This is a genomic window from Variovorax paradoxus B4 (assembly GCF_000463015.1).
Lineage (GTDB): Bacteria > Pseudomonadota > Gammaproteobacteria > Burkholderiales > Burkholderiaceae_C > Variovorax > Variovorax paradoxus_E.
This window is the reverse complement of record NC_022247.1, coordinates 3,857,013-3,879,799: the sequence shown is the minus strand read 5'-3', so window position 1 is coordinate 3,879,799 and position 22,787 is coordinate 3,857,013. Positions and strand designations below refer to the sequence as shown.

The 22,787-nt window shown below is 69.1% G+C and carries 26 protein-coding genes; 11 read left to right on the top strand and 15 right to left on the bottom strand.

Annotated elements, in window-relative coordinates; all coding sequences use genetic code 11:
* Window positions 1–14 precede the first annotated feature (14 nt).
* A complete protein-coding gene (locus VAPA_RS35205) occupies window positions 15–176 on the top strand; it encodes a general secretion pathway protein GspL (RefSeq protein WP_230558891.1) in 162 nt (53 codons plus the stop codon).
* A gap of 21 nt (window positions 177–197) precedes the next feature.
* Here VAPA_RS35205 and mog read toward each other — a convergent pair whose 3' ends face one another.
* Window positions 198–785, bottom strand: coding sequence for a molybdopterin adenylyltransferase (gene mog, locus VAPA_RS18100; RefSeq protein ID WP_021008211.1), 588 nt, complete (start codon window positions 783–785; stop codon window positions 198–200).
* Complete coding sequence (gene yjgA / locus VAPA_RS18095; protein WP_021008210.1) at window positions 782–1,438, bottom strand: ribosome biogenesis factor YjgA; 657 nt, start codon at window positions 1,436–1,438, stop codon at window positions 782–784. Before yjgA ends, mog begins: the two co-directional genes overlap by 4 nt.
* Before the next feature lie 105 nt (window positions 1,439–1,543).
* Here yjgA and pmbA point away from each other — a divergent pair, with 105 nt between their 5' ends.
* Complete coding sequence (gene pmbA / locus VAPA_RS18090) at window positions 1,544–2,914, top strand: metalloprotease PmbA (protein ID WP_021008209.1); 1,371 nt, start codon at window positions 1,544–1,546, stop codon at window positions 2,912–2,914.
* Window positions 2,915–2,930: 16 nt separating this feature from the next.
* Here pmbA and VAPA_RS18085 read toward each other — a convergent pair whose 3' ends face one another.
* Window positions 2,931–3,722 carry a fumarylacetoacetate hydrolase family protein gene (locus VAPA_RS18085; protein ID WP_021008208.1) on the bottom strand — a complete coding sequence of 264 codons (792 nt, stop codon included), beginning with the start codon at window positions 3,720–3,722 and terminating at the stop codon, window positions 2,931–2,933.
* A 211-nt stretch (window positions 3,723–3,933) separates the two neighbouring features.
* Between VAPA_RS18085 and VAPA_RS18080 the strand changes: the two genes are divergently transcribed.
* Window positions 3,934–4,836 carry a helix-turn-helix transcriptional regulator gene (locus tag VAPA_RS18080; RefSeq protein ID WP_051255392.1) on the top strand — a complete coding sequence of 301 codons (903 nt, stop codon included), beginning with the start codon at window positions 3,934–3,936 and terminating at the stop codon, window positions 4,834–4,836.
* Here VAPA_RS18080 and VAPA_RS18075 read toward each other — a convergent pair.
* Complete coding sequence (locus VAPA_RS18075) at window positions 4,833–5,768, bottom strand: LysR family transcriptional regulator (protein ID WP_021008206.1); 936 nt, start codon at window positions 5,766–5,768, stop codon at window positions 4,833–4,835. The two genes, VAPA_RS18080 and VAPA_RS18075, sit on opposite strands and share 4 nt — an antisense overlap.
* A gap of 93 nt (window positions 5,769–5,861) precedes the next feature.
* Between VAPA_RS18075 and VAPA_RS18070 the strand changes: the two genes are divergently transcribed.
* The 6 genes from VAPA_RS18070 to VAPA_RS18045 all read left to right on the top strand — a co-directional run bounded on the left by VAPA_RS18070 (window position 5,862) and on the right by VAPA_RS18045 (window position 13,443).
* Window positions 5,862–7,697, top strand: coding sequence for a gamma-glutamyltransferase family protein (locus VAPA_RS18070; protein WP_021008205.1), 1,836 nt, complete (start codon window positions 5,862–5,864; stop codon window positions 7,695–7,697).
* A 50-nt stretch (window positions 7,698–7,747) separates the two neighbouring features.
* Window positions 7,748–8,713 carry a Bug family tripartite tricarboxylate transporter substrate binding protein gene (locus VAPA_RS18065; RefSeq protein ID WP_021008204.1) on the top strand — a complete coding sequence of 322 codons (966 nt, stop codon included), beginning with the start codon at window positions 7,748–7,750 and terminating at the stop codon, window positions 8,711–8,713.
* A gap of 1 nt (window position 8,714) precedes the next feature.
* Window positions 8,715–9,275, top strand: a complete 561-nt coding sequence (locus tag VAPA_RS18060; protein WP_230558890.1) for a GAF domain-containing protein — start codon at window positions 8,715–8,717, stop codon at window positions 9,273–9,275.
* An 80-nt stretch (window positions 9,276–9,355) separates the two neighbouring features.
* Entirely contained in the window at window positions 9,356–12,427 is a 3,072-nt protein-coding gene (locus VAPA_RS18055) for a helix-turn-helix transcriptional regulator (RefSeq protein ID WP_021008202.1), read from the top strand.
* Window positions 12,428–12,546: 119 nt separating this feature from the next.
* On the top strand, window positions 12,547–12,906 hold the full coding sequence (locus VAPA_RS18050; protein WP_021008201.1) for a group I truncated hemoglobin: 360 nt from the start codon (window positions 12,547–12,549) through the stop codon (window positions 12,904–12,906).
* A 66-nt stretch (window positions 12,907–12,972) separates the two neighbouring features.
* Window positions 12,973–13,443 (top strand): cupin domain-containing protein, encoded by a 471-nt coding sequence (locus VAPA_RS18045; protein WP_021008200.1) that lies wholly within the window; start codon window positions 12,973–12,975, stop codon window positions 13,441–13,443.
* Between the two features lie 33 nt (window positions 13,444–13,476).
* Here the strand turns inward: VAPA_RS18045 and VAPA_RS18040 are convergent, their stop codons facing one another.
* Complete coding sequence (locus VAPA_RS18040; RefSeq protein WP_021008199.1) at window positions 13,477–13,752, bottom strand: DUF4242 domain-containing protein; 276 nt, start codon at window positions 13,750–13,752, stop codon at window positions 13,477–13,479.
* 71 nt (window positions 13,753–13,823) lie between these two features.
* On the opposite strand from VAPA_RS18040, the gene VAPA_RS18035 reads away from it, so the two are divergent.
* Window positions 13,824–14,366 carry a nucleoside 2-deoxyribosyltransferase gene (locus VAPA_RS18035; RefSeq protein ID WP_021008198.1) on the top strand — a complete coding sequence of 181 codons (543 nt, stop codon included), beginning with the start codon at window positions 13,824–13,826 and terminating at the stop codon, window positions 14,364–14,366.
* A gap of 27 nt (window positions 14,367–14,393) precedes the next feature.
* Here VAPA_RS18035 and VAPA_RS18030 read toward each other — a convergent pair whose 3' ends face one another.
* Window positions 14,394–15,299, bottom strand: a complete 906-nt coding sequence (locus tag VAPA_RS18030) for a LysR family transcriptional regulator (protein WP_021008197.1) — start codon at window positions 15,297–15,299, stop codon at window positions 14,394–14,396.
* A 102-nt stretch (window positions 15,300–15,401) separates the two neighbouring features.
* On the opposite strand from VAPA_RS18030, the gene VAPA_RS18025 reads away from it, so the two are divergent.
* Window positions 15,402–16,169, top strand: coding sequence for a sulfite exporter TauE/SafE family protein (locus tag VAPA_RS18025; protein WP_196232514.1), 768 nt, complete (start codon window positions 15,402–15,404; stop codon window positions 16,167–16,169).
* A 22-nt stretch (window positions 16,170–16,191) separates the two neighbouring features.
* Here the strand turns inward: VAPA_RS18025 and VAPA_RS18020 are convergent, their stop codons facing one another.
* The 9 genes from VAPA_RS18020 to VAPA_RS17985 form a co-directional block, all read right to left on the bottom strand.
* Entirely contained in the window at window positions 16,192–16,662 is a 471-nt protein-coding gene (locus VAPA_RS18020) for an NUDIX domain-containing protein (protein WP_021008195.1), read from the bottom strand.
* Window positions 16,662–17,111 (bottom strand): GatB/YqeY domain-containing protein, encoded by a 450-nt coding sequence (locus VAPA_RS18015; RefSeq protein ID WP_021008194.1) that lies wholly within the window; start codon window positions 17,109–17,111, stop codon window positions 16,662–16,664. The genes VAPA_RS18020 and VAPA_RS18015 overlap by 1 nt, the downstream gene beginning before the upstream one ends.
* Window positions 17,112–17,221: 110 nt before the next feature.
* Window positions 17,222–17,434 (bottom strand): 30S ribosomal protein S21, encoded by a 213-nt coding sequence (gene rpsU, locus VAPA_RS18010; protein WP_007833691.1) that lies wholly within the window; start codon window positions 17,432–17,434, stop codon window positions 17,222–17,224.
* A gap of 110 nt (window positions 17,435–17,544) precedes the next feature.
* Window positions 17,545–18,786, bottom strand: a complete 1,242-nt coding sequence (locus VAPA_RS18005; RefSeq protein WP_021008193.1) for a BaiN/RdsA family NAD(P)/FAD-dependent oxidoreductase — start codon at window positions 18,784–18,786, stop codon at window positions 17,545–17,547.
* Between the two features lie 5 nt (window positions 18,787–18,791).
* On the bottom strand, window positions 18,792–19,577 hold the full coding sequence (locus tag VAPA_RS18000) for a YaeF family permuted papain-like enzyme (RefSeq protein WP_021008192.1): 786 nt from the start codon (window positions 19,575–19,577) through the stop codon (window positions 18,792–18,794).
* Entirely contained in the window at window positions 19,574–20,698 is a 1,125-nt protein-coding gene (locus VAPA_RS17995; protein WP_021008191.1) for a sterol desaturase family protein, read from the bottom strand. Before VAPA_RS17995 ends, VAPA_RS18000 begins: the two co-directional genes overlap by 4 nt.
* Before the next feature lie 107 nt (window positions 20,699–20,805).
* Complete coding sequence (locus VAPA_RS17990; RefSeq protein WP_021008190.1) at window positions 20,806–21,696, bottom strand: ABC transporter permease; 891 nt, start codon at window positions 21,694–21,696, stop codon at window positions 20,806–20,808.
* On the bottom strand, window positions 21,693–21,866 hold the full coding sequence (locus VAPA_RS34515) for a hypothetical protein (protein ID WP_155248081.1): 174 nt from the start codon (window positions 21,864–21,866) through the stop codon (window positions 21,693–21,695). The genes VAPA_RS17990 and VAPA_RS34515 overlap by 4 nt, the downstream gene beginning before the upstream one ends.
* A complete protein-coding gene (locus tag VAPA_RS17985) occupies window positions 21,867–22,784 on the bottom strand; it encodes an ABC transporter permease (protein WP_021008189.1) in 918 nt (305 codons plus the stop codon). It lies immediately after the preceding gene.
* Window positions 22,785–22,787 lie beyond the last annotated feature (3 nt).

Sequence of the window (22,787 nt, the reverse complement as noted above, 5' to 3'; positions counted from 1 at the left end):
TGCTGGCATTTGCCATGAAGTGGCTCATGAGCTACCAGATCGACAGCGCGCAAGAGCGCCGCGTGCAGCAGAAAACCGTGCGGGCGGCTGCCGCGCGCTGCCATGAGCAGGCATCGAACGCGGCAATCAATGCCTGCCTGAAGGAGATCGAGGCCAGGAGCGCTCCGGCGCCGTGAAGGCGCGGGTAGTGCGCCAGCTCAGCGGGTGCGAATGGCCGACTTCGGCCGGAACGCCTTGCAGACCGTGTCGTCCGTTTCGAGGTACGGCCCGCCGATCAGGTCGATGCAGTAGGGCACCGCCGCGAAGATGCCGGGCACGACCTGCACGCCTTCGGTGTCTTTCAGCCCTTCGAGCGTTTCCGCGATCGACTTCGGCTGTCCCGGCAGGTTGATGATCAGGCTCTTGTCGCGGATCACCGCCACCTGGCGCGACAGGATCGCGGTGGGCACGAAGCACAGGCTGATCTGGCGCATCTGCTCGCCGAAGCCGGGCATTTCCTTGTGGGCCACGGCCAGGGTGGCCTCGGGCGTCACGTCGCGCAGGGCCGGGCCGGTGCCGCCGGTGGTCAGCACCAGAGAGCAGCCGGCGTTCACCAGCTCGATCAGCGTGGCGCTGATGAGGGCCGCTTCGTCGGGAATCAGCCGGGCCTCGAAATCGACCGGGTTCTTCAGCGCCCGGCCGAGCCAGGCCTGCAGCGAGGGCAGGCCCTTGTCCTCGTAGGTGCCGCTGGAGGCGCGGTCGCTGATGGAGACGATGCCGATGCGGACGGGGTCGGGTGCGCTCATGCGTCCTCTTCCCGGTCTTGCGCGGCAGCCTCCGCCGCGTGGTCCGCACCGCCGTGCACAGCGAGCTGCTCCCGCACCAGCTGGAAGATCTCGCGGTAGGCCTTGCCCTGGCGCGGCGCCTCGCCGGCCGGCCCGGCCTTCAGGTCCTTGCGGGCCTGGCGCACCAGGGCGCGCAGCTGCTGCGAATCGGTGGCGGGGTGGGTTTCGATCCAGCCGCCCAGCGCGTCGTCGTCGGCAATCAGCCGGTCGCGCCAGCGTTCGGCCTCGTGCAGCGCGGCGGTTTCGGCTGCGGGCACGCTGTTCTGCTCGGCGAGGGCGAGCCTCACGGCTTCGAGTACTTCGGGTTCGAGCTTGCGCATCAGCTTGCCGATGAACTGCATCTGGCGGCGCTTGCCCTCGAAATTGGTGATGCGCTTGGCTTCGGCGACGGCGTCGACCAGTTTTTCGCCCAGCGGGAGGGCATCGAACAGGCCGGCGCGCAGGCCGAGCAGTTCGGTGCCGAGCTTTTGCAGTTCATCGCTTTCGCGCTTGAGATCGGTGCGGCTGGCTTCGTCGGTGCCCTTGAGCTCGCGCTTGAGCTCCAGGTCGAGCTCGCTGCCTTCGGCAACGAACTGGCCACGGACGAAATAGCCTTTTTTGGGTTTGCGGGACATGGGGTGGATTCTGGGCCGCACCGTGCGGCGTTGCAACGCGTGCAATGCGCAACGGTAAGCCGGGGCAAAACGGGATATGGGGGGCGCAAGTATCATAGCCACCACATGACGACATCCTCCTCGCGCGCCGATTCCGGCTTCGCCTACAGCCGCTCCTTCTTCGAAAACCTGGTCGACACGGCCCTGGCCCACGCCAAAAAGCTCGGTGCCACCGATGCCGGCGCCGAGGCCTCCGAGGGCTGCGGCCTCAGCGTCTCGGTCCGCAAGGGCGAGCTCGAGAACGTGGAGCGCAACCGCGACAAGTCGCTGGGCATCACGGTCTACGTGGGCCACCGCCGCGGCAACGCCAGCACCTCCGACTTCTCCGAGGCCGCCATCGCCCAGACCGTGCAGGCCGCCTACGACATCGCCCGCTTCACTGCCGAAGACCCGGTCAGCGGCCTTCCCGACGAAGAGGATATTGCCAAGGAGCACCCCGAGCTCGACCTGTTCCATCCCTGGAGCGTGACCAGCGAGCAAGCGGCCAAGCTCGCGCTCGAATGCGAAGAGGCGGCGCTTTCGACCGACAAGCGCATCACCAACAGCGAAGGCGCGGGCGTCTCGGCCCAGCAGAGCCACTTCTTCAGCGCCCACACCCACGGTTTCCGCGGCGGCTATGCCAGCTCGCGGCATTCGATCTCGGTCGCGCCCATCGCCGGCAAGGGCGACGACATGCAGCGCGACTCCTGGTACAGCTCCATGCGCTCGGCCGACGAGCTGGCCAGCCCGCAGGCGGTGGGCCGCTATGCCGCCGAACGGGCGCTGAGCCGGCTCAAGTCGCGCAAGATCAAGACCACCGAGTGCCCGGTGCTGTTCGAGTCGCCGCTGGCCGTGGGCCTCCTGGGCGGGCTGGTGCAGGCCGTGAGCGGCGGGGCGCTGTACCGCAAGAGCAGCTTCCTGCTCGATTCGCTCGGCAAGCCGGTGCTGCCGAAGCATGTCGACGTGGCCGAAGACCCGCACATCCTGCGCGGCAAGGGCAGCTCGCCCTTCGACGACGAAGGCGTGGCGACCCGTGCGCGCAAGGTGGTGGACGCCGGCCGGCTCGAAGGCTACTTCCTGTCGACCTATTCCGCGCGCAAGCTCGGCATGAAGACCACCGGCAACGCCGGCGGCTCGCACAACCTGATCCTGAGCTCGCGCCTCACCAAGCACACCGACGACCTCGACGCCATGCTCGCCAAGCTCGGCACCGGCCTGTTCGTGATCGAGCTGATGGGTCAGGGCGTGAACTACGTCACCGGCGACTACTCGCGCGGCGCGAGCGGCTTCTGGGTCGAGAAGGGCAAGATCGCCTTCCCGGTGCACGAGATCACCATTGCCGGCAACCTCAAGGACATGCTGATGGGCATCGAGGCCATCGGCGCCGATGCCTACACCTTCGGCGCCAAGACCACGGGCTCGGTGCTGGTCAACCGCATGAAGGTGGCCGGCAGCTAGCTGGCCGGCGCATCCATCAGACGATGCGCACCGACAGGTTCGGCAGGCCGTCGATGTGGATCTCGATCAGGTCGCCGCGCACCACTGGACCCACGTTCTCGGGCGTGCCCGAGTAGATGATGTCGCCGGGCATCAGCTCGAAAGCCTGCGACAGGCGGCTGATCTGCTCCGCCACCGACCAGATCATGTACTTGAGCGTGGCGTTCTGCTTGGTCTGGCCATTCACCTTGAGCCAGATCGCGCCGTCGGTGTAGTGGCCGACCTTGGCCACGGGATGGATCGGCCCGATGGGTGCCGAATGGTCGAAGCTCTTGCCGATTTCCCAGGGCTTCTTCTGGTCGCCCATCTCGCGCTGCAGGTCGCGCCGGGTCATGTCCAGCCCGAGCGAGTAGCCGTAGACCAGGCCCAGCGCATCCGCTGCCGCGATGTTGCGCCCGCCCTTGCCGAGTGCGACCACCAGTTCCACCTCGTAGTGGTAGTTCTTCGTCAGCGAGGGATACGGATGGTCGGCCACGGTGCCGGGCGTGACCACCTGGATCGCGTCCGCCGGTTTCTGGAAGAAGAAGGGTGGTTCGCGGTTGGGGTCGGAGCCCATCTCGCGCGCATGGGCCGCATAGTTGCGGCCGATGCAGTAGATGCGGCGCACCGGAAACGCCTGCTCGCTGCCGACGATCGGCACCGTGGTCTGCGCCACCGTGAAGGGCGTTTGCACCGAGCGCGATGCGCCGGCAGGCAGCGCGCAGCCGGCCATGGCGCTGGCAGCCACGGCGGCGGAGCCGGCCAGCAGGCCGCGTCGTGAATTGGACATGGTCTTTGTCTCCTGGATCTTTTATGAAAGGCGATGAAGGCCGGCCGCAGCCAGCCGGGCCATTCTGGAGCGCGCGGCGGCGGCGCTTGCGTACGCATCTACGCAAAAACAGGACGCAAGCAACACCGGACCGCCTGCAGGGCCGCCCTGGGCAGGGGCTTACCATCGCGCCATGTCGGCCCTTCCATCCAGCAGCCTGCGCCTCTATGGCATGCAGGAGCGCGCGAACCACCTCGACTTCGACATCCGCTTCGAAGGCGCACGCGACGTGCTGGCGCGCCCGCACCGGCACGAGTATTTCCAGATCCAGGTCAGCATCGACGGCGGCTCGCAGCAGGTGATCGGCGGCGCGGTGCGGCCGTTCACCGCGAGGCACCTGAGCTTCGTGCTGCCTTACCGCGTGCACGTGGTGCCGCATCCGCCCGGCGCGCGCTATGCCATCGTGAACTTCGACCAGGGCTTTCTCTGGCCCGAACTGGCGGTTGAGGCGCTCGACCTGGAGGAGGTGCCGGCCGCGCGCCAGCCCGAGCTCGCGCCCTTCCTGTTCCAGGAGTGGGTGGACTTTCACTTCGGCGACGCCGATTTCGCGCGCATCCTCGGATGGCTCGATGAGCTCGCCGCGCTGAACCGGGAACGGCGCTTCGGCGCCGTGGGCGCGATCCGCGGCATCCTGCTGCAGCTGATGGCGCTGGCCTGCCGCCGGCACGAGGCGCCGCTGCTCGCCCAGGCGGCGCTGCAGAGCGGCCGCAGCGCGGGCCACGATGCGCTGCAGCGCGTGATGCGCTACGTGCGCGAGCACCTGGCCGAGGAGGTGTCGCTCAACGATGCCGCGGCGGCGGCCATGCTCTCGCCCAACTACCTCGCGCACCTGCTCAAGAAACAGACCCAGCGCACCTTCACCGAGCTGGTGACCGAACGGCGCCTGGAACGCGCGAAGGAACTGCTGGTGACCTCGAACGCCCGCATCGGCGACATCGCGCGGCAGTGCGGCTTCGGCGACTCGGTCTATTTCAGCCGCCGCTTCAGGCTGCAGAACGGCGTCACGCCGCGGCAGTTCCGCAGCCAGGCCGATGCCGGACTGGCCAAAGCGGCACAGGAGCTTTCCAGCCGCTAGGGCCGCGCGTTGCGAAGCGCTTCGGTCATTGCGTCCACGATGGTCGCGTTGGCCGCATCCTGCAGCCGCACCACACCCACGGGCGGCAGGTTCCACTGCAGGCGCTGGGGCATCACGCGGGCGCCGCTCGCATCGGCCACCTCCTGCGCAATGTCGTCGGGCAGGATGGTGATCGCGTCGGGCATGTGCCGCAGCACCGATACCAGCGTCTTGTGCGCGTAGGCCTCCAGCAGGGGCACCGGCACCGGCTGCCCGGCCGAGGCGAAGATCGAATGGATCATCTGGCGGATCGGCGTGTCCGCCGGCGGGAAGATCCAGTGCAGGGACACGAAGGCCTCCCAATCCAGTCCGCGCCGCAGCAGCCGCTGGGCGGCTGTGCGCGACACCACGAGGCGCGGCTCCTGCTCGTAGAGGAACTGCTGTGCCAGCCCGGCTTCGGCGCTGGCCGGTGTGAAGCGGCAGATCGCGCAGTCCAGCGTGCGCGCCTGCACGGCCTGTACGAGCGCATGGGTCGTGGCCTCTTCGACCACGAAGCCCAGGCGCGGCCGCACCGCCAGCAGGTGTTGCCAGACGGCGTCCTGCGTGACGCGCGAAAGAAAGGGAATGACGCCGATGCGCAGCCGCCCCTGCAGCCCCGTGCCAAGCGCTGCCAGGTCCTGCCCCAGCGATTGCGCATCGGCCAGCGCAACCCGTGCCCGCGCCAACACCAGCAGGCCCGCGGCCGTGGGCTCCAGCCCGCGTCGGCCGCGGGTGAACAGCGGCGTCATGAAGATGTTCTCGATCTCCCCCAGCGCACGCGTGACGGTGGGCTGGCTCAGACCGAGGTGCTGCGCCGCGCGGCTGACCGAGCGCTGGCGCTCGAGCTCCGCGAGAAGGGCGAAGTGGCGCAGCTTGAGCCGCGGCGTGAGGTGTTGCAGTGTCGGCGGCGGCATGCCGCCATCCTATGCGAGAGGTATAGCAGTCAATGCATGCATTCATAAGAAAATATGCGTTATTGGCTATTCGTTGTTTCTACACTCGGCCGGATGTTCACGACCCGTCCTGAAATCGCCGGTACCTTCGGCGTTGCCTCTTCGACCCACTGGCTGGCCTCGCAAACCGCGATGGGCGTGCTCGAACGCGGCGGCAACGCCTTCGACGCCGCCGTGGCCGCGGGCTTCGTGCTGCAGGTGGTCGAGCCGCACCTCAACGGCCCCGGCGGCGAGGCGCCGATCCTGCTGTGGAGCGAACGCGAGCGGCGCATGCATGCCATCCGTGGACAGGGCTGCGCGCCGGCCGAGGCCAGCGCCGCGGCGTTCCGCGCGCTCGGTTTCGAGCAGGTGCCGGGCATCGGCCTCCTGGCGGCCACGGTGCCGGGCGCGTTCTCCGCCTGGCTCACCCTGCTGCGCGAGCACGGCACCTGGTCGCTCGCCGGGGTGCTGGCACCGGCGATCGGCTATGCGCGCGACGGCTTTCCGCTGGTACCGCGCGTCGCCGAGGCAATTTTTGCCGTGCGCGGCCTGTTTCTCGAACATTGGCATTCGTCGGCCGAGGTGTGGCTGCCCGGCGGCAATCTGCCCCAGCCGGGTTCGCTGTTCCGGCTGCCGGCGCTGGCCGCCACCTACAGCCGCATCGTCGAAACCGCCGAGCGCGAAGGCAGCGGCCGCACCGGCGTGATCGATGCGGCGATCCGCACCTGGCAGCAGGGGTTCGTGGCGCGCGAGATCGACGGCTACTGCCGCGGCACGGCCGTGCGCGACAGCAGCGGCGAGGCGCACACCGGCCTGCTGCGCTACGAGGACATGGCCGCATGGCGCGTTGCCACCGAGGCGCCGCTCACGGCGCAGTTCGGCCGCTACACGGTCGCGAAGTGCGGCTTCTGGAGCCAGGGACCGGCGTTCCTGCAGCAGATTGGCATGCTGCGCCATGCGGGGCTCGAGCACCATGCGCCCGGCACGGCGGGCTTCGTGCACCGCATCACCGAAGCCGCCAAGCTGGCCTTGGCCGACCGGCTGGCGTGGTATGGCGCGGCGTCCGGCGCGCGTGCCGATGCGCAGCAGGCGCTGCTGTCGGATGCCTACCTGCGCGAACGCTGGGCCATGGTCGATCCAGGGCGCGCGTCCGACGTGCTGCGGCCCGGCGAGCCGCTCGGCCTTGCCCCGCGCCTGCCCGACCTGGACGCGAGTGCGCGGACCCTGCGCACGGCCGACACGCGCTTCGGCGTCGGCGAGCCCACCTTCGCCGCGCTGCCGCCGGTCGCCGAATGGGCGGAGCGCGAGATCTTCGTGGGCGACACCTGCCACATCGACGTGATCGACCGGCACGGCAACATGGTCGCGGCCACGCCTTCGGGCGGCTGGCTGTCCTCGAGCCCCGCGATTCCGGCGCTGGGCTTCGCGCTGAACACGCGGCTGCAGATGAGCTGGCTCGACGAGGGGCTGCCCAGCTCGCTCGAGCCGCGCGTCGCGCCCTGCACCACGCTGTCGCCGTCGATGGCGCTGCGCGACGGCGAGCCCTACATGGCGTTCGGAACACCCGGCGGCGACCAGCAGGACCAGTGGTCGGTCGGCTTCTTCCTGCGCCATGCGGTGCACGGCCTCAACCTGCAGCAGGCCATCGACGCGCCGGCCTGGCACGTCAAGCACGCCCCCGGCTCCTTCTGGCCGCGCCAGACCACGCTCAACACGCTCACGCTGGAATCGCGCTTCGACCCCGAGGCGCTCGAACAGCTGCGCGCAATGGGCCACCAGGTGCAGGTCGGCGATGCCTGGTCCGAAAGCCGCATGTCCGCCTGCAGCCGCGAACACGACGCGCAGGGCCGGCTGGTGCTGCGTGCCGGCGCCAACCCGCGCGGCATGCAGGGCTATGCCGTGGGCCGCTGATTTCCGTCGTCTTGCTTCAACTTCCTCACCTTCGTTCCAAGGACATCACCATGCTCCAACGTGCCTTCTGGGGCCTGCTTCTGCTGGCTCTCTCATGCGCCGCGCAGGCTGCCCTGGCTGCCTACCCCGAGAAGCCGATCACGCTGATCGTCCCCTGGGCCGCCGGCGGCTCGACCGACATCCTGGCGCGCGCCATTGCCGAGCAGCTCGGCAAGTCGATGGGCCAGCCGGTGGTGGTCGACAACCGCGTCGGCGCTTCCGGCAACATCGGCTCCAACTTCGTCGCCAAGGCCAGGCCGGACGGCTACACGCTCCTGATCGGCTCGATGAGCACGCACGCGATGAACCCCACGCTGATGCCTGGCATGCCCTTCAAGGGCGCGGATGACTTCACGCCCATTGCGCTGGTGGCCAACGTGATCAACACGATGGTGGTCAACCCCTCGGTGCCGGCGAAGGACCTGCGCGAGTTCATCGCCTACGCCAAGGCCAACCCCGGCAAGCTGGCGTACGCCTCGGCCGGCGGCGGCTCCACCAACCACCTGAGCGCCGAGATGTTCAAGAAGGCGGCCGGCATCGACATGCTGCACGTGCCGTACAAGGGCGGCGCGCCGGCCGTGCTCGACACGGTGGGCAACCAGACCCAGGTCCTGTTCTCCGCCGGCACGCAGACGCTGCCGCACGTCAAGGCGGGCAAGCTGCGCCTCCTGGCCGTGACGGAGCCCAGGCGCTCCGCGCTGCTGCCCGACACGCCCACCGTCGCCGAGACGCTGCCCGGCTATGAGATGAGCGTGTGGTACGCCGCATTCGGACCCGCGGGCATGCCCGCCGAGCTGGTCACGCGGCTCAATACCGAGATCAACAAGGCCCTGGCGGTGCCCGAAGTTCGCGCCCGCATGGATGCGATCGGCGTCGAGCTGGTGAAGAGCACGCCCGAGCAGCTGGCCGCCGCGCTCCGCAGGGACACCGAGCGCTATGGCAAGGTCATCAGGGATCTCGGGATCAAGCTTGACTGAGGTGCTGTCCCTCGAAGTGTGCGAACGGCTCTGCGACGCGCTGCCGCGGGCCGCCACGGTCGATGCCGCGCTGGGGCACATCGAGTCGGCGCGCCGGGCGCTACTCGGTCCGGGGCTGCTCACGGTGAACCTGAACGCGACGGCCCCGGACGATCCGCCCGACGAAGTGCAGCTGCAGCGCCTCTGGTCGTCCGACCCGCAGGCCTACCCGGTGGCCGGCCGCAAGCGCAAGAGGCTCACGCGCTGGACGCAGCAACTGCTGCTGCGTGCCGAGGTCTTCGTCGGTGAAGGCGAGACGGCGCTGGCCGAGGTGTTCGACGACCACGCGCTCATTGCCGCGCTGGGCCTGCGCGCGGTGGTGAATGTGCCGCTGCTGGAAGACGGCCGATGTGCGGCCACCTTCAACGTGCTGGGCACGCGCGCGCGCTGGACGCAGCAGGAGATTGCGCTGGTGCGGCTGCTGGCTCTGCTGGCCACGCCGTGGGTGTTGCGCGCGCGCCGCGATGCCTGGGCATCGCAGCCGGGGCCGCCGGGCTCCCGGCCTCCCTTCACCGTGGCGTAAGTCCTAAGTCCTATAAGCATTCGCCGCGCGCAGACTCGCTCTTGCCGGTCCCCCATGGCCGGCAAAGCACAAGGAGCGGCATGGCTACGCTGGACCGGATGGGCTGTCATCGCTGCGGGCGTGTACGCCTGCACACCGATGCGCCATGTCCGGCCTGCGGCGCAGCGCCGATCGCAAAAGCGGCCGTCGCGGGCGCGAGCGAGCCCTTCGTCGGCCGCCGCGGCGAGCTACAGCTGGCGCACGATGCGCTTGGCGGGGCGCTGGCCGGGCGTGGCCGCGTCGTCATGCTGAGCGGCGAGGCCGGCATCGGCAAGACGCGGCTGGCCCAGGAGGTGGCAACACTGGCCCTGCGGCGCGGCATGCTGACCCTGTGGGGCCGCTGCCTCGAGGAACCCGGCGCGCCGCCCTTCCTGCCGTGGACGCGCGCGATGCAGGCCTGCCTGCGGGCCTGCCGCGACGAGCGCCTACCCGCGCTGCTCGGCCGCGAGGCCGCCGCGGCGGTCGAGATCGCGCCCGAACTCGCCGAGCGGCTGCCCCCCGGCACCGCGGTGCCGGCGATCGGCGAGGGCGACCAGGCACGCTTCCGGCTGTTTGCCGCGGTCGCGCATTTCTGGCGCCAGGCGGCGGCGTTGCGGCCGCTGCTGCTGGTCCTGGACAACCTGCACTGGGCCGACGCATCGTCGCTGCGGCTGCTGGCCTTCATCGCCCAGGACGTGGGCGAATCCCGCATCCTGCTGCTCGGCTCCTACCGCGAGGCCGGCCTGTCGCGCCAGCATCCGCTGGCCGCGACCCTGGCCGAGCTGCTGAACACGCGGCAGTTCTGCCGCCTGCCGCTGCAGGGCCTGAGCCTCGACGAGACCGAGCGGATGGTCGCCGCGGCCAGCGCCGTGACGCCGCCGCCAGCCGTCATCGCAACCATGCACCGCCGCACCGAGGGCAATCCGCTGTACCTGGTCGAGACGCTGCGTTTCCTGCACCAGGGGCCCTGCGGCGACGATCCGCACGCCGCCGCGGCGCGGGTCGAAACCGTGCCGAGCGGCATTCGCGCGGTGATCGGCCAGCGGCTCAACCAGCTCTCGGCGCCGTGCTGCGAACTGCTCGCGATCGCCGCGTGCATCGGCCGCGACTTCGACCTGCCGCTCCTGGCCGAGCTGGCCGGCGCCGGCAGCGAGGCCGCACTGCTGGGCAGGCTCGACGAGGCGCTGGCGCAGCGCGTCATCGAGCTCGTGCCGCCCGGGCCGCAGTACCAGTTCAGCCACGTGCTGATCCGCGAGGTGCTGTACGACGAGCTGCCCGCGTCGCGCCGCGTCGCGCTGCACGGGCGCATCGCCGAGTCGCTCGAGGCGCGCCACGCCGGCGGCCTCGATGCGGTGCTGGCGCAGCTGGCCTACCACGCGGCCGCGGCCCTGCCCGCGGGCAACGCGGCGCGTGCACTGGACATCGCGCAGCAGGCTGCCGCGCGGGCCGTCGCGCTGATGGCGTACGAAGAGGCCCTGCGCTGCTACCGGCTCGCGTTGCAGCTGCAGGAGCGCTGGCTGCCGGCCGAGCGTGCGCGCCATGGGGCGCTGCTGCTGGCGCTCGGCGCGGTGCAGACCCACGCCGGCGAGAACGACGCCGGTGCCGTCACCTTTCTCGAAGCGGCCACGCTGGCGCGCACGCTCGGCGACGCGGACCTGTTCGCGCAGGCGGCGCTCGGCTTCGAGAACAACGGCTGGCGCATCAGCCGCCCGGGCGAGCAGGCAGCGGCCCTGCTCGAAGAGGCGTTGGCGGGCGAAGACGGCTTCGATGCCGCGCTGCGGGTCGATCTGCTGGCCGCGCTGTGCCGCGCCTGCATCTTCTGCGGCCGCCAGCCGCAGGCCAACGCGTCGCAGCGCCGCGCCGTGGCACTGGCGCGCGAGCTGGCGATGCCGCAGCCGCTGTTCAAGGCGCTGGCGGCGATCCTGCCGGCGCGCGCCGATCCCGCCCAGCTCGACGAGCGCCTGCGCTGCGCGCGCGAGGCACTCGAGGTGGCCGAGCGTGCCGGCCACATGGAATGGGTCGACGCGCTGACCGGCTGGCACTTCGGCGACCTGGTCGAGAAGGGAGAACTCGACGCGGCGCGCCCGCTGGCCCAGGTCCACGCGCGGGTGGCGGACGCGATCCGCCAGCCCTTCATGCAGGCCATGGGGCTGGCCAGCCTCACGCTGCTCGCCGCCTACGAAGGCCGCTTCGCGGATGCCGAGCGGCTGGCCGGCGAGACCTTCACGATCGGGCAGCGCTTCCTGCCCGGCAACGCGCAGGGCGCCTACAGCCTGCAGATCTTCGTGCTGCGGCGGCACCAGGGCCGCCTCGGCGAGGTGCTGCCGGTGTTGCGCGGCCTGGTCGGCAGCGTGCCGCGCGACAGTCTCTGGCAGCCCGGCCTCGCGCTGATCTGCGCCGAACTCGATCTGCACGAGCCGGCCCGCGAGGCCTACGAGGCGCTCGCGGGCGACGGCTTTGCCGGCATTGCGCGCGACGGCATGTGGCTGACCAACATCGTCTTCACCGCCGAGGTCTGCGCCCGCCTCGGCGACCGGCCGCGCGCAGCGCTGCTGTACCGGCTGCTCGCGCCCTATGCCGGCCGCAACGTGGTGACCGGCACCAACATCGCCTGCTTCGGTGCCGTGGACCGCTACCGGGGCATGCTGGCCGCGTTGGCCGGCGACGATGCGAACGCCGCGGCGCATCTGGAGGCTGCGGTCGCCCTGGACGAGCGCTGCGGCGGCCGCCCCTGGCTGGCGCACAGCCGCTTCGAATGGGCGCGCTGGCTGGCCGCATGCGGCGAAGCAGCGGCTGCGAGCACGCAGCTCGATGCGGCACTCGCGCTCGGCCGCGAACTGGGCATGGCCGGCCTGGCGCGGCGCTGCGAGGCGCTGCAGCGCGAACTAGAAGGCGCCGGCGCGGCAACGCCTTCGGCCCCCGAGGGCCTGAGCCGGCGCGAGCTCGCCGTGCTGCGGCTGCTCTGCGCCGGCTGCAGCAACCAGGCGATCGCCGAGCGCCTGTTCATCAGCCCGCACACGGTGGCGCACCACGTGCGCCACATCCTGTCCAAGACCGACTGCCGCAGCCGCACCGAAGCCGCGGCCTGGGCGCACCGCCATCGCGTCGCGGCCGAAGGCCGGGAGCAACTCTGAGCGCTTGGGCGGCGCGGCCCGAAATGGTCAATTCGGGCGATGCGCGGCCGCGCGCCGAAGCCTAACTTCGGGTCTCGGGCTCGGCGCCGCCGGGCCCTCAACCCGAAGGAGTGCCCCACATGCCCGCAACCCTGTACGAACGACTTGGTGGTGAGGAGCGCATCCAGCGGCTCGTCACCGACGTCGTCGAGAACCACTACAGCAACCCGCTCATCCGTTCCCGCTTCGCGAACAGCAACCGCGCCGAGGTCGAGCGCCACGTCGTCGAGTTCCTCTGTGCCGGCAGCGGCGGCCCGCAGTGCTACACCGGCAAGGACTTGGTGTCGGCCCACAAGGGCATGAACATCAGCGAACAGGAACTGGTCGCCGCGATGGACGACATCGTCGCGGCCATGACCAAGAACGGCTACGACCAGGCCGAAAAGAACGAGGTGGTCGCGATTCTCTATTCGTTGAAGGGCGACGTGGTGCGGCTGTAGACGCAGCGGCCGATCTCGCCAACGCCCCGGCGGCGCTTCGCCGGCGACACGGAAAGGAACCTGACCATGACACGCCAACCATTTGCCGCCTGGGCGATCGGCGCAGCCCTGATCGCAGGCATCGCCACCAGCTGGGCCCAGTCCGGCGACCACCGGATGATCTCGCCCTCCGACCTGAAATGGGCCGACGTTCCGTCGCTGCCGCCCGGCGCGAAGCTCGCGGTGATCGAAGGCCCCATGAGCGAGGCCGTGCCTTTCACGGTGCGCATCAAGGTGCCGGCCAACTACCGGATTCCGTCGCACTGGCATCCGGCCGTCGAGCGGGTGACTGTGCTCTCGGGCACCTTCCACATGGGCCTGGGCGACAAGCTCGACATGCAGAAGTCGATGCCGGTGGTCGCGGGCGGCATGATGATCCTGCAGCCCAAGACGCCGCACTTCGCCTGGACCAGCGAGGAAACGGTGGTGCAGCTGCACGGCACCGGCCCCTGGGGCGTCACCTACGTCAATCCGGCGGACGACCCACGGGCGAAATGAACGGACGCAGAACGCCTCGCGCCGCCGGTTCGGTCAGGCCGATACGAGGTCGGCCGGCAGCGGCGGCGGGCGCAGTTCGTCGACCTCGATCACCACGTCGGCCGGCAGTCCGTTGCGCCGCGCCGCCTCGCGGATCAACTCGATGCCGGGGGCTTCGTACAGGCAGTACGTCTTCTTCTTGTCGGCGCTGAGGAACGAATACAGCCAGCGCACGCCGACGTCGTCGTTGACGCGGATGATGCCGGCCGCGGCCTCGGGCGAGACCTCGAGTTGATCCGCGAAATTGCGCTCGATCAGATAGAGAGGCATGGCAGCTCCTTCGTCGTGATGGTGCATCCATCGTAGTACGACGGGCAGCAAAAATCTAAGATGTGCCCTTCATGGACACATCCCCCGAGAACCCGACGCGCCCGCGGATCTACCTTGCCGGCCCGGACGTCTTTCGCCCCGACGCCAGGGACCACTTCGTGCGGCTCGCGGCGGCTTGCGAAGCGCTGGGGCTGGCGGCCTTGCTGCCGGCCGACGGCAACGAGGAACCGGGTGAAGAGGCGCCGGAAAGGCAGATCTACCAGGCCAACATGCAGCGCCTTCGCGGCGCCGATGGCGTGCTGGCCAACCTCGCGTGCTTCCGCGGCCTGGAGCCCGATTCGGGCACGGTGTTCGAGGTTGGCGCCGCGGTGGCGCTGCAGATTCCGGTCGTGGCCTATGGCGTGCCCGCAGGCAGCTATGCGGACCGCGCCCGCTCTGCGCTGCAGTGCGCGCCGGATGCGGCCGGGGTGCTGCGCGAGCACGGCAGCGGCATTGCGGTCGAGGACTTCGGGCAGCCGCTGAATCTCATGCTGGCCTGTTCGATCCACATCGCGCCGACGCCGGAAGCGGCGCTGCAAAAGATGGCGGAATTGCTCGCCGTGCTTCGGCGCTGAGCCGCCGCGGGGAAGAGAAGGGCGCGGCTACTTCGCCGCCGCTGGTTCCACCGGCGCCGCCAGGTGTTCGAGCATGCGCCGCGCATTGAGCGGCAGTTCCTGCGACGAGCGCACGCACGCCATCAGCGTGCGCTCGGCCCAGGTGTCGCCGAGCGCGGTGCGCGCGATCTTCATCGAGCGGGCGCAGCGTTCGGCCGCCGTCTGCGGCACGATGCCCACGCCGATGCCGTGCTCGACCATGCGGCACACGGCCTCGAAGTTGCCCACGCGCACGCGATAGGCCAGGTGCCTGCCGAGCGCGCGTGCATGCTGCGTCAGAAGCAGCTGCAGTGCGCTGTCGGCGGGCAGGCCGACGAATTCGCTGTCGATCACCTCGGCCAGCATCACGCGCCGCCGTCCGGCCAGCGCATGGCCGCGCGGCATCACCAGCACCAGATCGTCGCGGCGGAACGGGTGGCATTCGAGGCCCTCGGTGTCGATGGCGTCCGAGACGATGCCGATGTCGCACCGGCCGCCGCGCAGCGCGTCGACGGTGTCCGGGCTGGGGCGCTCCTCGAGGTCGACCGAGATGCGCGGATGCTGCATGAGAAAGCGGCTCAGCACCTCGGGCAGGTGCTCGGTCAGTGCCGAGGTGCCGCACATGAACCGCACGTGGCCCTTGAGGCCCTGGCCGTACTCGCCGAGCTCGCCGCGCAGGCGCTCCATCTGCTGCAGCACCACGCGCGCATGGTGCAGCAGCGTGCGGCCGGCCTCGGTGGGGCGCACGCCCTGCGCGTGGCGCGTGAGCAGCGGGCTGCCGAGGGCGTCTTCCATGCCGCGCACGCGCTGGCTGGCCGAGGCGAGCGTCATGTGCGAGCGCGCCGCGCCGGCCGTGAGGCTGCCGGCCTCGACCACATGGAGAAAAAGCCGCAGGTCGGTGAGATCGAATCGCATGGTGAGGCCGCAAGGTAGCACGGGAGCCTCAGCCTGTGCCTGAGGCCGGCTGCGCGAATGCCGCATTTCCAGGCGCGGATGTGGCCGGCAGACTGCGCCGCAATGACGATTTCGAACGAACTGGCAGAACTGGCAACGGGCCACTGGGCGGCGGCTGCCCTGGTATTTCTCCTGGCCGGCGTGATCAAGGGCGTGATCGGGCTCGGGCTGCCGACGGTGTCGATGGCGCTGCTCGCGCTCTGGATGCCGCCGGTGCGCGCGGCGGCGCTGCTGATCGCGCCGTCGCTGGTCACCAACCTCTGGCAGACCGGGCCGCGCGCGAGCTTCTGGCCGGTGCTGCGCCGCATCGGCGGCATGCAGGCGGGCATCGTGGCGGGCACCCTGGGCGGCGCGCTGTGGCTCGGCGTGCCGGCGGGCACCTGGGCTTCGATCGCGCTGGGGGTGGCGCTGGTGGCGTATGCGCTCTGGGGGCTCACGGGCCGGCAGCTGCATGTGCCCGCGGCGCATGAGCGCTGGCTCGGGCCGGTGGTGGGCGCAGCCACTGGGTTGGTCACGGCGGTGACCGGCGTGTTCGTGGTGCCGGCCGTGCCCTATCTGCAGGCCCTGCGCTTCCAGCGCGACGCGCTGATCCAGGCGATGGGAATCTCGTTCACCACCTCGACCGTGGTGCTCGCCATCGGGCTCGCGGGCAACGGCGGCTATCCGATGGCGGCGGTGGGAGGATCGCTCGCGATGCTGGTGCCGGCCCTCGGCGGCATGGCGATCGGCACCTGGTTGCGCAAGCGGTTGCCGGTGGCGGTGTTCAGGCGCTGCTTCCTGGCCGGGCTGGCACTGCTGGGGCTCTACATGGTGGCTCGCGCGCTGGCGTGAGCCCGAAGAACCCGACGGTGCCCTACGCTGTGAGCAGGGCCGCGCGAACGCGCGCAATGGCCTGCCGATAAGGCAGGGCGAAGTTATCGATGCCGTCGCCGGCCGCCAGCCAGCTGAACGAGAACACCAGGCCGTCTTCCTCGGGGCTGCCCATGGCCACGTGGTCGAAGGTTTCGGGCAACGGGCCATCGGCGCGCATCAGGAACAGATGCCACAGCTGGGGGTGGCGCAGCGTATTGCCTTCGATGCCGGCTTCGCAATCGCGCTGGAGGGTGCCGAGCGGATGCAGTTCGCCGACGTGGTCGATGCCCGATTCCTCCAGCAGCTCGCGGCGCACCGCCACCTCGGGCGATTCGCCGGGCTCGATGGTGCCCTTGGGCAGCTGCATGTTCCCGTCGCCGGGATGGCGGAACACCAGCAGCCGGCCCCGAGCATCGACCAGGCAGGCGCAGGCCTTCGGGATCGCGGTGGCGCAGCCGCCGCCGGCGTGCATCAGGCGCTCGCGAGAGCTGCCTTGACCGCAGCGCTCACCTGGCCCATGTCGGCCTTGCCCGCGAGGCGGGTCTTGACCGCGCCCATCACCTTGCCCATGTCGCCGGGGCCCTTGGCGCCCAGTTCGGCCACGATGGCCTTCACTTCGGCGGCCACTTCGTCGGCGCTCATGCGCTGCGGCAGGTAGACCTCGAGCACCTTGATCTCGGCGGCTTCCTTGTCGGCCAGGTCGGTGCGGCCGCCGGTCGTGAACGCGGCGATCGAGTCCTTGCGCTGCTTGACCATCTTGTCGACGATGGCGATGACCATGGCGTCGTCGAGCTCGACGCGCTCGTCCACTTCCTTCTGCTTCAGCGCGGCCAGCAGCAGGCGGATGGTGCCCAGGCGCTCCGCGTCCTTGGCGCGCATCGCCGTCTTCATGTCTTCGGTGATCTGTTCTTTGAGTGTCATTCGGCACAACCTTTCGGAAAAAACAAAAGCCGCGGCAGGTTTCCCTGGCGCGGCTGGGGCAACGGAGCGCTGGCGGTGACTTTCGTCGACGGCCGGGCCCGGAGTGTTGCTTAGTACAGCTTCTTGGGCAGCTGCATGCTGCGCACGCGCTTGTAGTGGCGCTTGACGGCGGCTGCCTTCTTGCGCTTGCGCTCGGCGGTCGGCTTTTCGTAGAACTCGCGGGCACGCAGGTCGGTCAGCAGGCCGAGCTTTTCGATGGTGCGCTTGAAGCGGCGCAGGGCGACGTCGAAAGGCTCGTTTTCTTTAACGCGGATGGTGGTCATTGATGAATCGTTGAACTGAATTTGGCTCGGGGAGATCGAGGCCCCAAGCCGGGGTTCCTCAACTGAAAAATTTTTGCGGCCGTTGAGGGAAGGCCAGAGTTAGCCCGCGATTATAGCGCGGTTGCGCACGCATGTGCACTCGCCCAGGCCCATTGGAAGTTGTACCCGCCCAGCCAACCCGTCACATCGACCACTTCGCCGATGAAATACAGGCCCGGCTGCTTCGATTCCATGGTCTGGGAGGACAGATCGCGGGTGTCGACGCCGCCGGCGGTGACTTCGGCCTTTTTGTAGCCCTCGGTGCCGCTGGGGGTGATCTGCCAGCGGGCAATGCGCTCGGAAAGCGCCGCCAGGGCCTTGTCGGCGGCCTCGTTGACGGGGCGCTGCAGGGCCGGGTCCTGCCCGACCCAGGCATCCGCCAGCCGGGAGGGCACCAGCGCGGCCAGCTCGTTGGCGATGCGCTTCTTCGAGCGAAGCTTGGCTTCGCCCAGGGCTTGCGCCACCTCCACGCCGGGCGCGAAGTCGAGCGTGAGCGGGGTGCCGGGCTTCCAATAGCTCGAAATCTGCAGCACGGCCGGGCCGGAAAGGCCGCGGTGGGTGAACAGCAGGTCTTCGAGGAAGGCCATCTTTTCCTTCTTGGACCCGGTCTCGATGCGCACCGGCAGCGCCAGCCCGGCCAGTCCGGCATACGGCGTCCAGGCTTCGCCGCCGAAGGTCAGCGGCACCAGGGCCGGCCGCGGCGTGACGACGCGCAGGCCGAACTGCTCGGCCAGGCGGTAGCCGAAATCGCTGGCGCCGATCTGCGGAATCGACAGGCCTCCGGTGGCGACCACCAGCCTGGGCGTTTCGATGGGGCCCTTGGTGCTATCGATCTGATAGCTGCCCGCGCCAGTTGTGTCGGCTCCGGAAGCCGAGAACACGATCTTTCCCAGCTTGCACGGCTGCCAGCACGTGACGCTGCCCGCATCGCACTCCGCCAGCAGCATGTCGATGATCTGCTGCGAGGAGCCGTCGCAGAACAGCTGCCCCTTGTGCTTCTCGTGGAAGGCGATGCCGTGCTTGCGCACCAGCTCGACGAACTGCTGCGGCGCGTAGCGCGACAGCGCCGAGCGGCAGAAATTCGGGTTGTCGCCGATGAAGTGGCGCTGCGGGGCGCGCACGTCGAGGTCGCGGTTGGTGAAGTTGGCACGTCCGCCGCCCGAGATGCGGATTTTTTCCGCGATCTTTTCGCTGTGGTCCACCAGCAGCACCTTGAGCCCGCGCTGGCCGGCCAGCGCCGCGCAGAACAGGCCCGCGGCACCCGCGCCGACCACGACGACGTCGAAAAATTGAACCGAGGAAGAATTGCTCAAGGCGGTCAGGGGCCGTCCGCGGCAAGCAGCGGCGGCGGGTTGTATTTGAGGTGGCCCACGTAGCGCAGCGGCTGCGTGGCGGCAATCGAGGGCACGTCGCCCTCGCGCATGTGCAGCAGGTCGGCCGGGCTGACCCAGCGCGGGTCGGCGTCGGTGATCGGCAGGCCGGCCCGCCGGTAGGCCTCGAGCACGAACTGCGAGCAGAAGAACTGGTCGTCGCGGCTCGCGCCCAGCTGCACCATGGCCATGCCGCTGATGCAGTAGTGGCTGACGGCGGAGGGAACGAGCGGCAGCTCGCACAGGCGCCGGTTCAGCACGAAAGGGGCATTCAGCAGCACGCCGGTGGTGTTGTAGCGGATGCCCACCTGCGAGTTGGCCCAGGCGCGCAGTTTCTGGGCACCCGAGGCATCGAGCCCGGGCACGCGAAAGGCCACGACCATCTGTTCCTCGTCCACCACGTCGGCCAGCGGCCGCGCGCGCACGCCGCTGCCAACCGCCTCGGCGATCAGCCCGTCGCCCAGGTAGAGCACGGCGTGGCTCACGGGCGAGAAGGTGCCCAGCCGGATGCCGAAGGAATTGATCGTGGCAATGGAGGTCAGCAGGATGTCCCCGGGCTGCAGGGCATCGGCCGCGATGAGTTCGCCGCCGTTGCCGGGGGCGATGACCGAGCTTTGCACGCGCAGGCGCAGGCCCGCGTCTTTGGACGGCAGGTCGACGCGGGTGGCGCAGGCCGACAGCAGCAGCAATGCGGCAGCCGCAAGCGCCGCCGCACGGAGATGGCGCCGCATCATCCTTTCCAGACGAAGGGGAACTTCAATTGCTTGAAGAAGCCGTTGGGCACGTAGTCGCCGAGCACGCCGTACTTCTCGGGCCAGAGCCTGGTGCTCTTCACCGCGGTGCCGAAGAGATAGTCGAGAAAGGCGTAGTGCGCCGAATAGTTCTTGTCGAGCGCCTCCACGTCCTGGCTGTGGTGCCAGTGATGGAAGTTGGGCGTGACGATGATGTAGCGCAGCGGCCCGAGCCGCACGCTCACGTTGCAGTGGTTGAACACCGCCTGGAAACCCACCACCACGATGTACGCGTCGATCACTTCCTTGGAGAAGCCCAGCACGTAGATGGGCGCCAGCACCAGCGTGCGCGTGATCAGCAGTTCGAGGATGTGCTGGCGCGAGCCGGCCATCCAGTCCATGCTCTTCACGCTGTGGTGCACGGCGTGCAGGCGCCACAGCACCGGCACCTCGTGGTAGGCGCGGTGGGTCCAGTACTGCACCAGGTCGGCCACCAGGATGATCAGCAGTAACCCGGCCCAGAACGGCAGGTTGCCCACCCAGCCGCGGATGCCGTCGTTGGCGGCCCAGCCGAAGAACTTGTGCACCATCAGGTTGGTGGCCAGCAGCACGAAGCCCACGATCATGTGGTTGACCACGAAGTGGTGGAAGTCGGTCTGCCATTCCTCGCGGAACACCGGCTGGTCCTTGCGCAGCGCGAACAGCTTCTCGATGAAGATGAAGATCAGCGAGGAGCCCAGCAGGTCCAGGATGAACCAGTCCAGGCCGATGTAGGGCGTGTTGTCGGCAAAGTCGTTCACCGGCACCTTGTGCCCGCCCAGCAGCGCGGCCGCGGCCACCAGCAGGAAGGCGGCCGAGGAGAGCCAGCGCGAGCGGTTGAAGATGATGTTCACCAGCGCCAGGCCGCCCGAGACGACCATGGCCGCCAGCAGGATGAAGCGCATCACGTCGACGTTGTAGCTCTTGCGCAGCTCGGGCGTCGTGAGGTACTGCGGAAAGTGGAAGGCCAGCACGCCAAGGAAGCACAGGATGCCCAGGCTCAGGGCGATGGTTCCGGTGACGAGGCCGCGGCCGCGCTGCAGCTGGCCGTGGCTCCCCGTGAAGTCGTTCAGTTTGTCGAGCATGTCCGCCTCTCTCTCGCTTGCGCTTTTGTTGGAGCGCGATTTTAGGCGGCTGTAGGAAAACGCTCACGTCGACCAAAAGGTCTAGACGCGGCCGCCGGTCTCCGGTGTCAGCGCGGCCGCACGGCGCGCCGGCGCAGCAGCGCGGCCGTGCCCAGCGCCACGGCCATCACCAGCAGCGAAACGACGGTGGTCACCGTCCCCAGCGCATAGATGGAAGGCGTCGTGACGGTCGAGGTCAGGCCCTGCAGTTCGAGCGGCAGCGTGTTGACGTCGCCGATGGCCTGCGAGGTGCGGGCGATCTCGTCCCACGACAGGGTGAAGCCGAACATGCCGATGCCGACGATCGACGGGCCGATCAGCGGCAGCACCACGAAGCGGAAGGTCTGCCACGGCGTGGCGCCGAGGTCGCGCGCGGCTTCCTCGTAGGCCGGGTTGAAGCGGTTGAACACCGCGAACATGATGAGCAGGCCGAAGGGCAGGGTCCAGGTGAGGTGCGCGCCGAGCGCGGAACTGAACAGGCCGAGCGCGGTGCCGTAGCCTTCGAGCAGCGTGGCGGCGTCCACCGCCGCGAGCACGCTCTTGATGCCGGTGTCGAGCAGCCGGAACTGCAGGCCGATGCCGAGCGAGATGATGATCGACGGCATGATGAGGCTCGCCACGGTCACGAAGAACAGGGCGTTGCTGCCCTTGAGCTTCTTGCGGAACGCGAGCCCGGCCAGCACCGACAGCACCACGGTGAAGCCCATGACCACCGCGCCCAGCGCCAGCGAACGCCGGAAGGCCGCGCCGATGTCGACGGTGCCCAGGCCCTCGGCCAGCTTGTGGAACCAGTGCAGCGAGACGCCGCGCAAGGGGAAGGTCAGGCCGCCTTCGGGGCCCTGGAAGCTCAGGATGAAGATCGTGATCATCGGGCCGTAGAGGAACAGCACGAAGAGGGCGAACACGATCGCCAGGGGCCAGAAGCCGGGGGCGCGTTGTTCTCCGATGCGTTGGCTCATTTGTCTTCTTTCTTCAGGGCGAGTGCCGAGAACATCGGGTACTCCCCTGCGCGAATGTCCCCCGCCTTCGGCTCCTCCTGTATTTCGCTGCGGGGAGCACCCGATGCCCGGTGCACCTGAGCGCGCCCCGAACGACCAAGCACGATTCGAACGCGGAAGCTCAGATTCATTCAGAGCTCCTTGCGAATATCGACCAGCCGGGTGAGCCCCCAGATGATCATCAGCACCACCGCCAGCAGGATCACCGCGTTGGCCGCGGCCAGCGGAAACTGCAGGTACGAGGTCTGCACCTGGATGATCTTGCCGATCGATGCGATCTGCTGCCCGCCCATCACGCCGATGGTGACGAAGTCGCCCATCACGATGGTGATGACGAAGATCGAGCCGATCAAGATGCCGGTGCGCGACAGCGGCACCACCACGTTCCAGAGCGTCTGCCAGCCCGAGGCGCCCGCGTCGCTGGCGGCTTCGAGCAGCGAGCGGTCGATGCGCATCATGCTGTTGAAGATCGGTACGATCATGAACATCGTGTAGAGGTGCACGAAGGCAAGCACCACCGAGAAATTGGAGAACAGCAGCCACTCGACCGGCTGGTCGACGAGGTCGAGCCCCGTCAGCATCTGGTTGACCAGTCCGTTGCGGCCCAGCAGTGGCACCCACGAGATCATGCGGATCACGTTGGAGGTCCAGAAGGGCACGGTGCACAGCACGAACAGCGCCGTCTGCATGCCCGGCGATCGCACGTGGAACGCGAGAAAGTAGGCCACCGAAAAACCGACCAGCAGCGTGATGCCCCACACCAGCAGGCAGAACTTGAAGGTGCTCAGGTAGGTGTTGAGCGTGACGCACAGGTCGCCGTTGTCGGTGAGCTGCGAACAACCCTCGAACAGGCTCAGGTAGTTGCGCAGCGTCACCGCCGGGATCAGCTCGTACTCATTGAAGTTCCACAGGCTGACCATGGCGACCAGCGCCAGCGGAATCAAAAAGAACAACAGGAACACCAGCGCGAACGGCGCGGCCTGCCACCAGGCCTTGACGGCGTGGACGGATGGACTGGGCGCGTGCGCGCTGGCGGTGGGGGCGCTCACGGG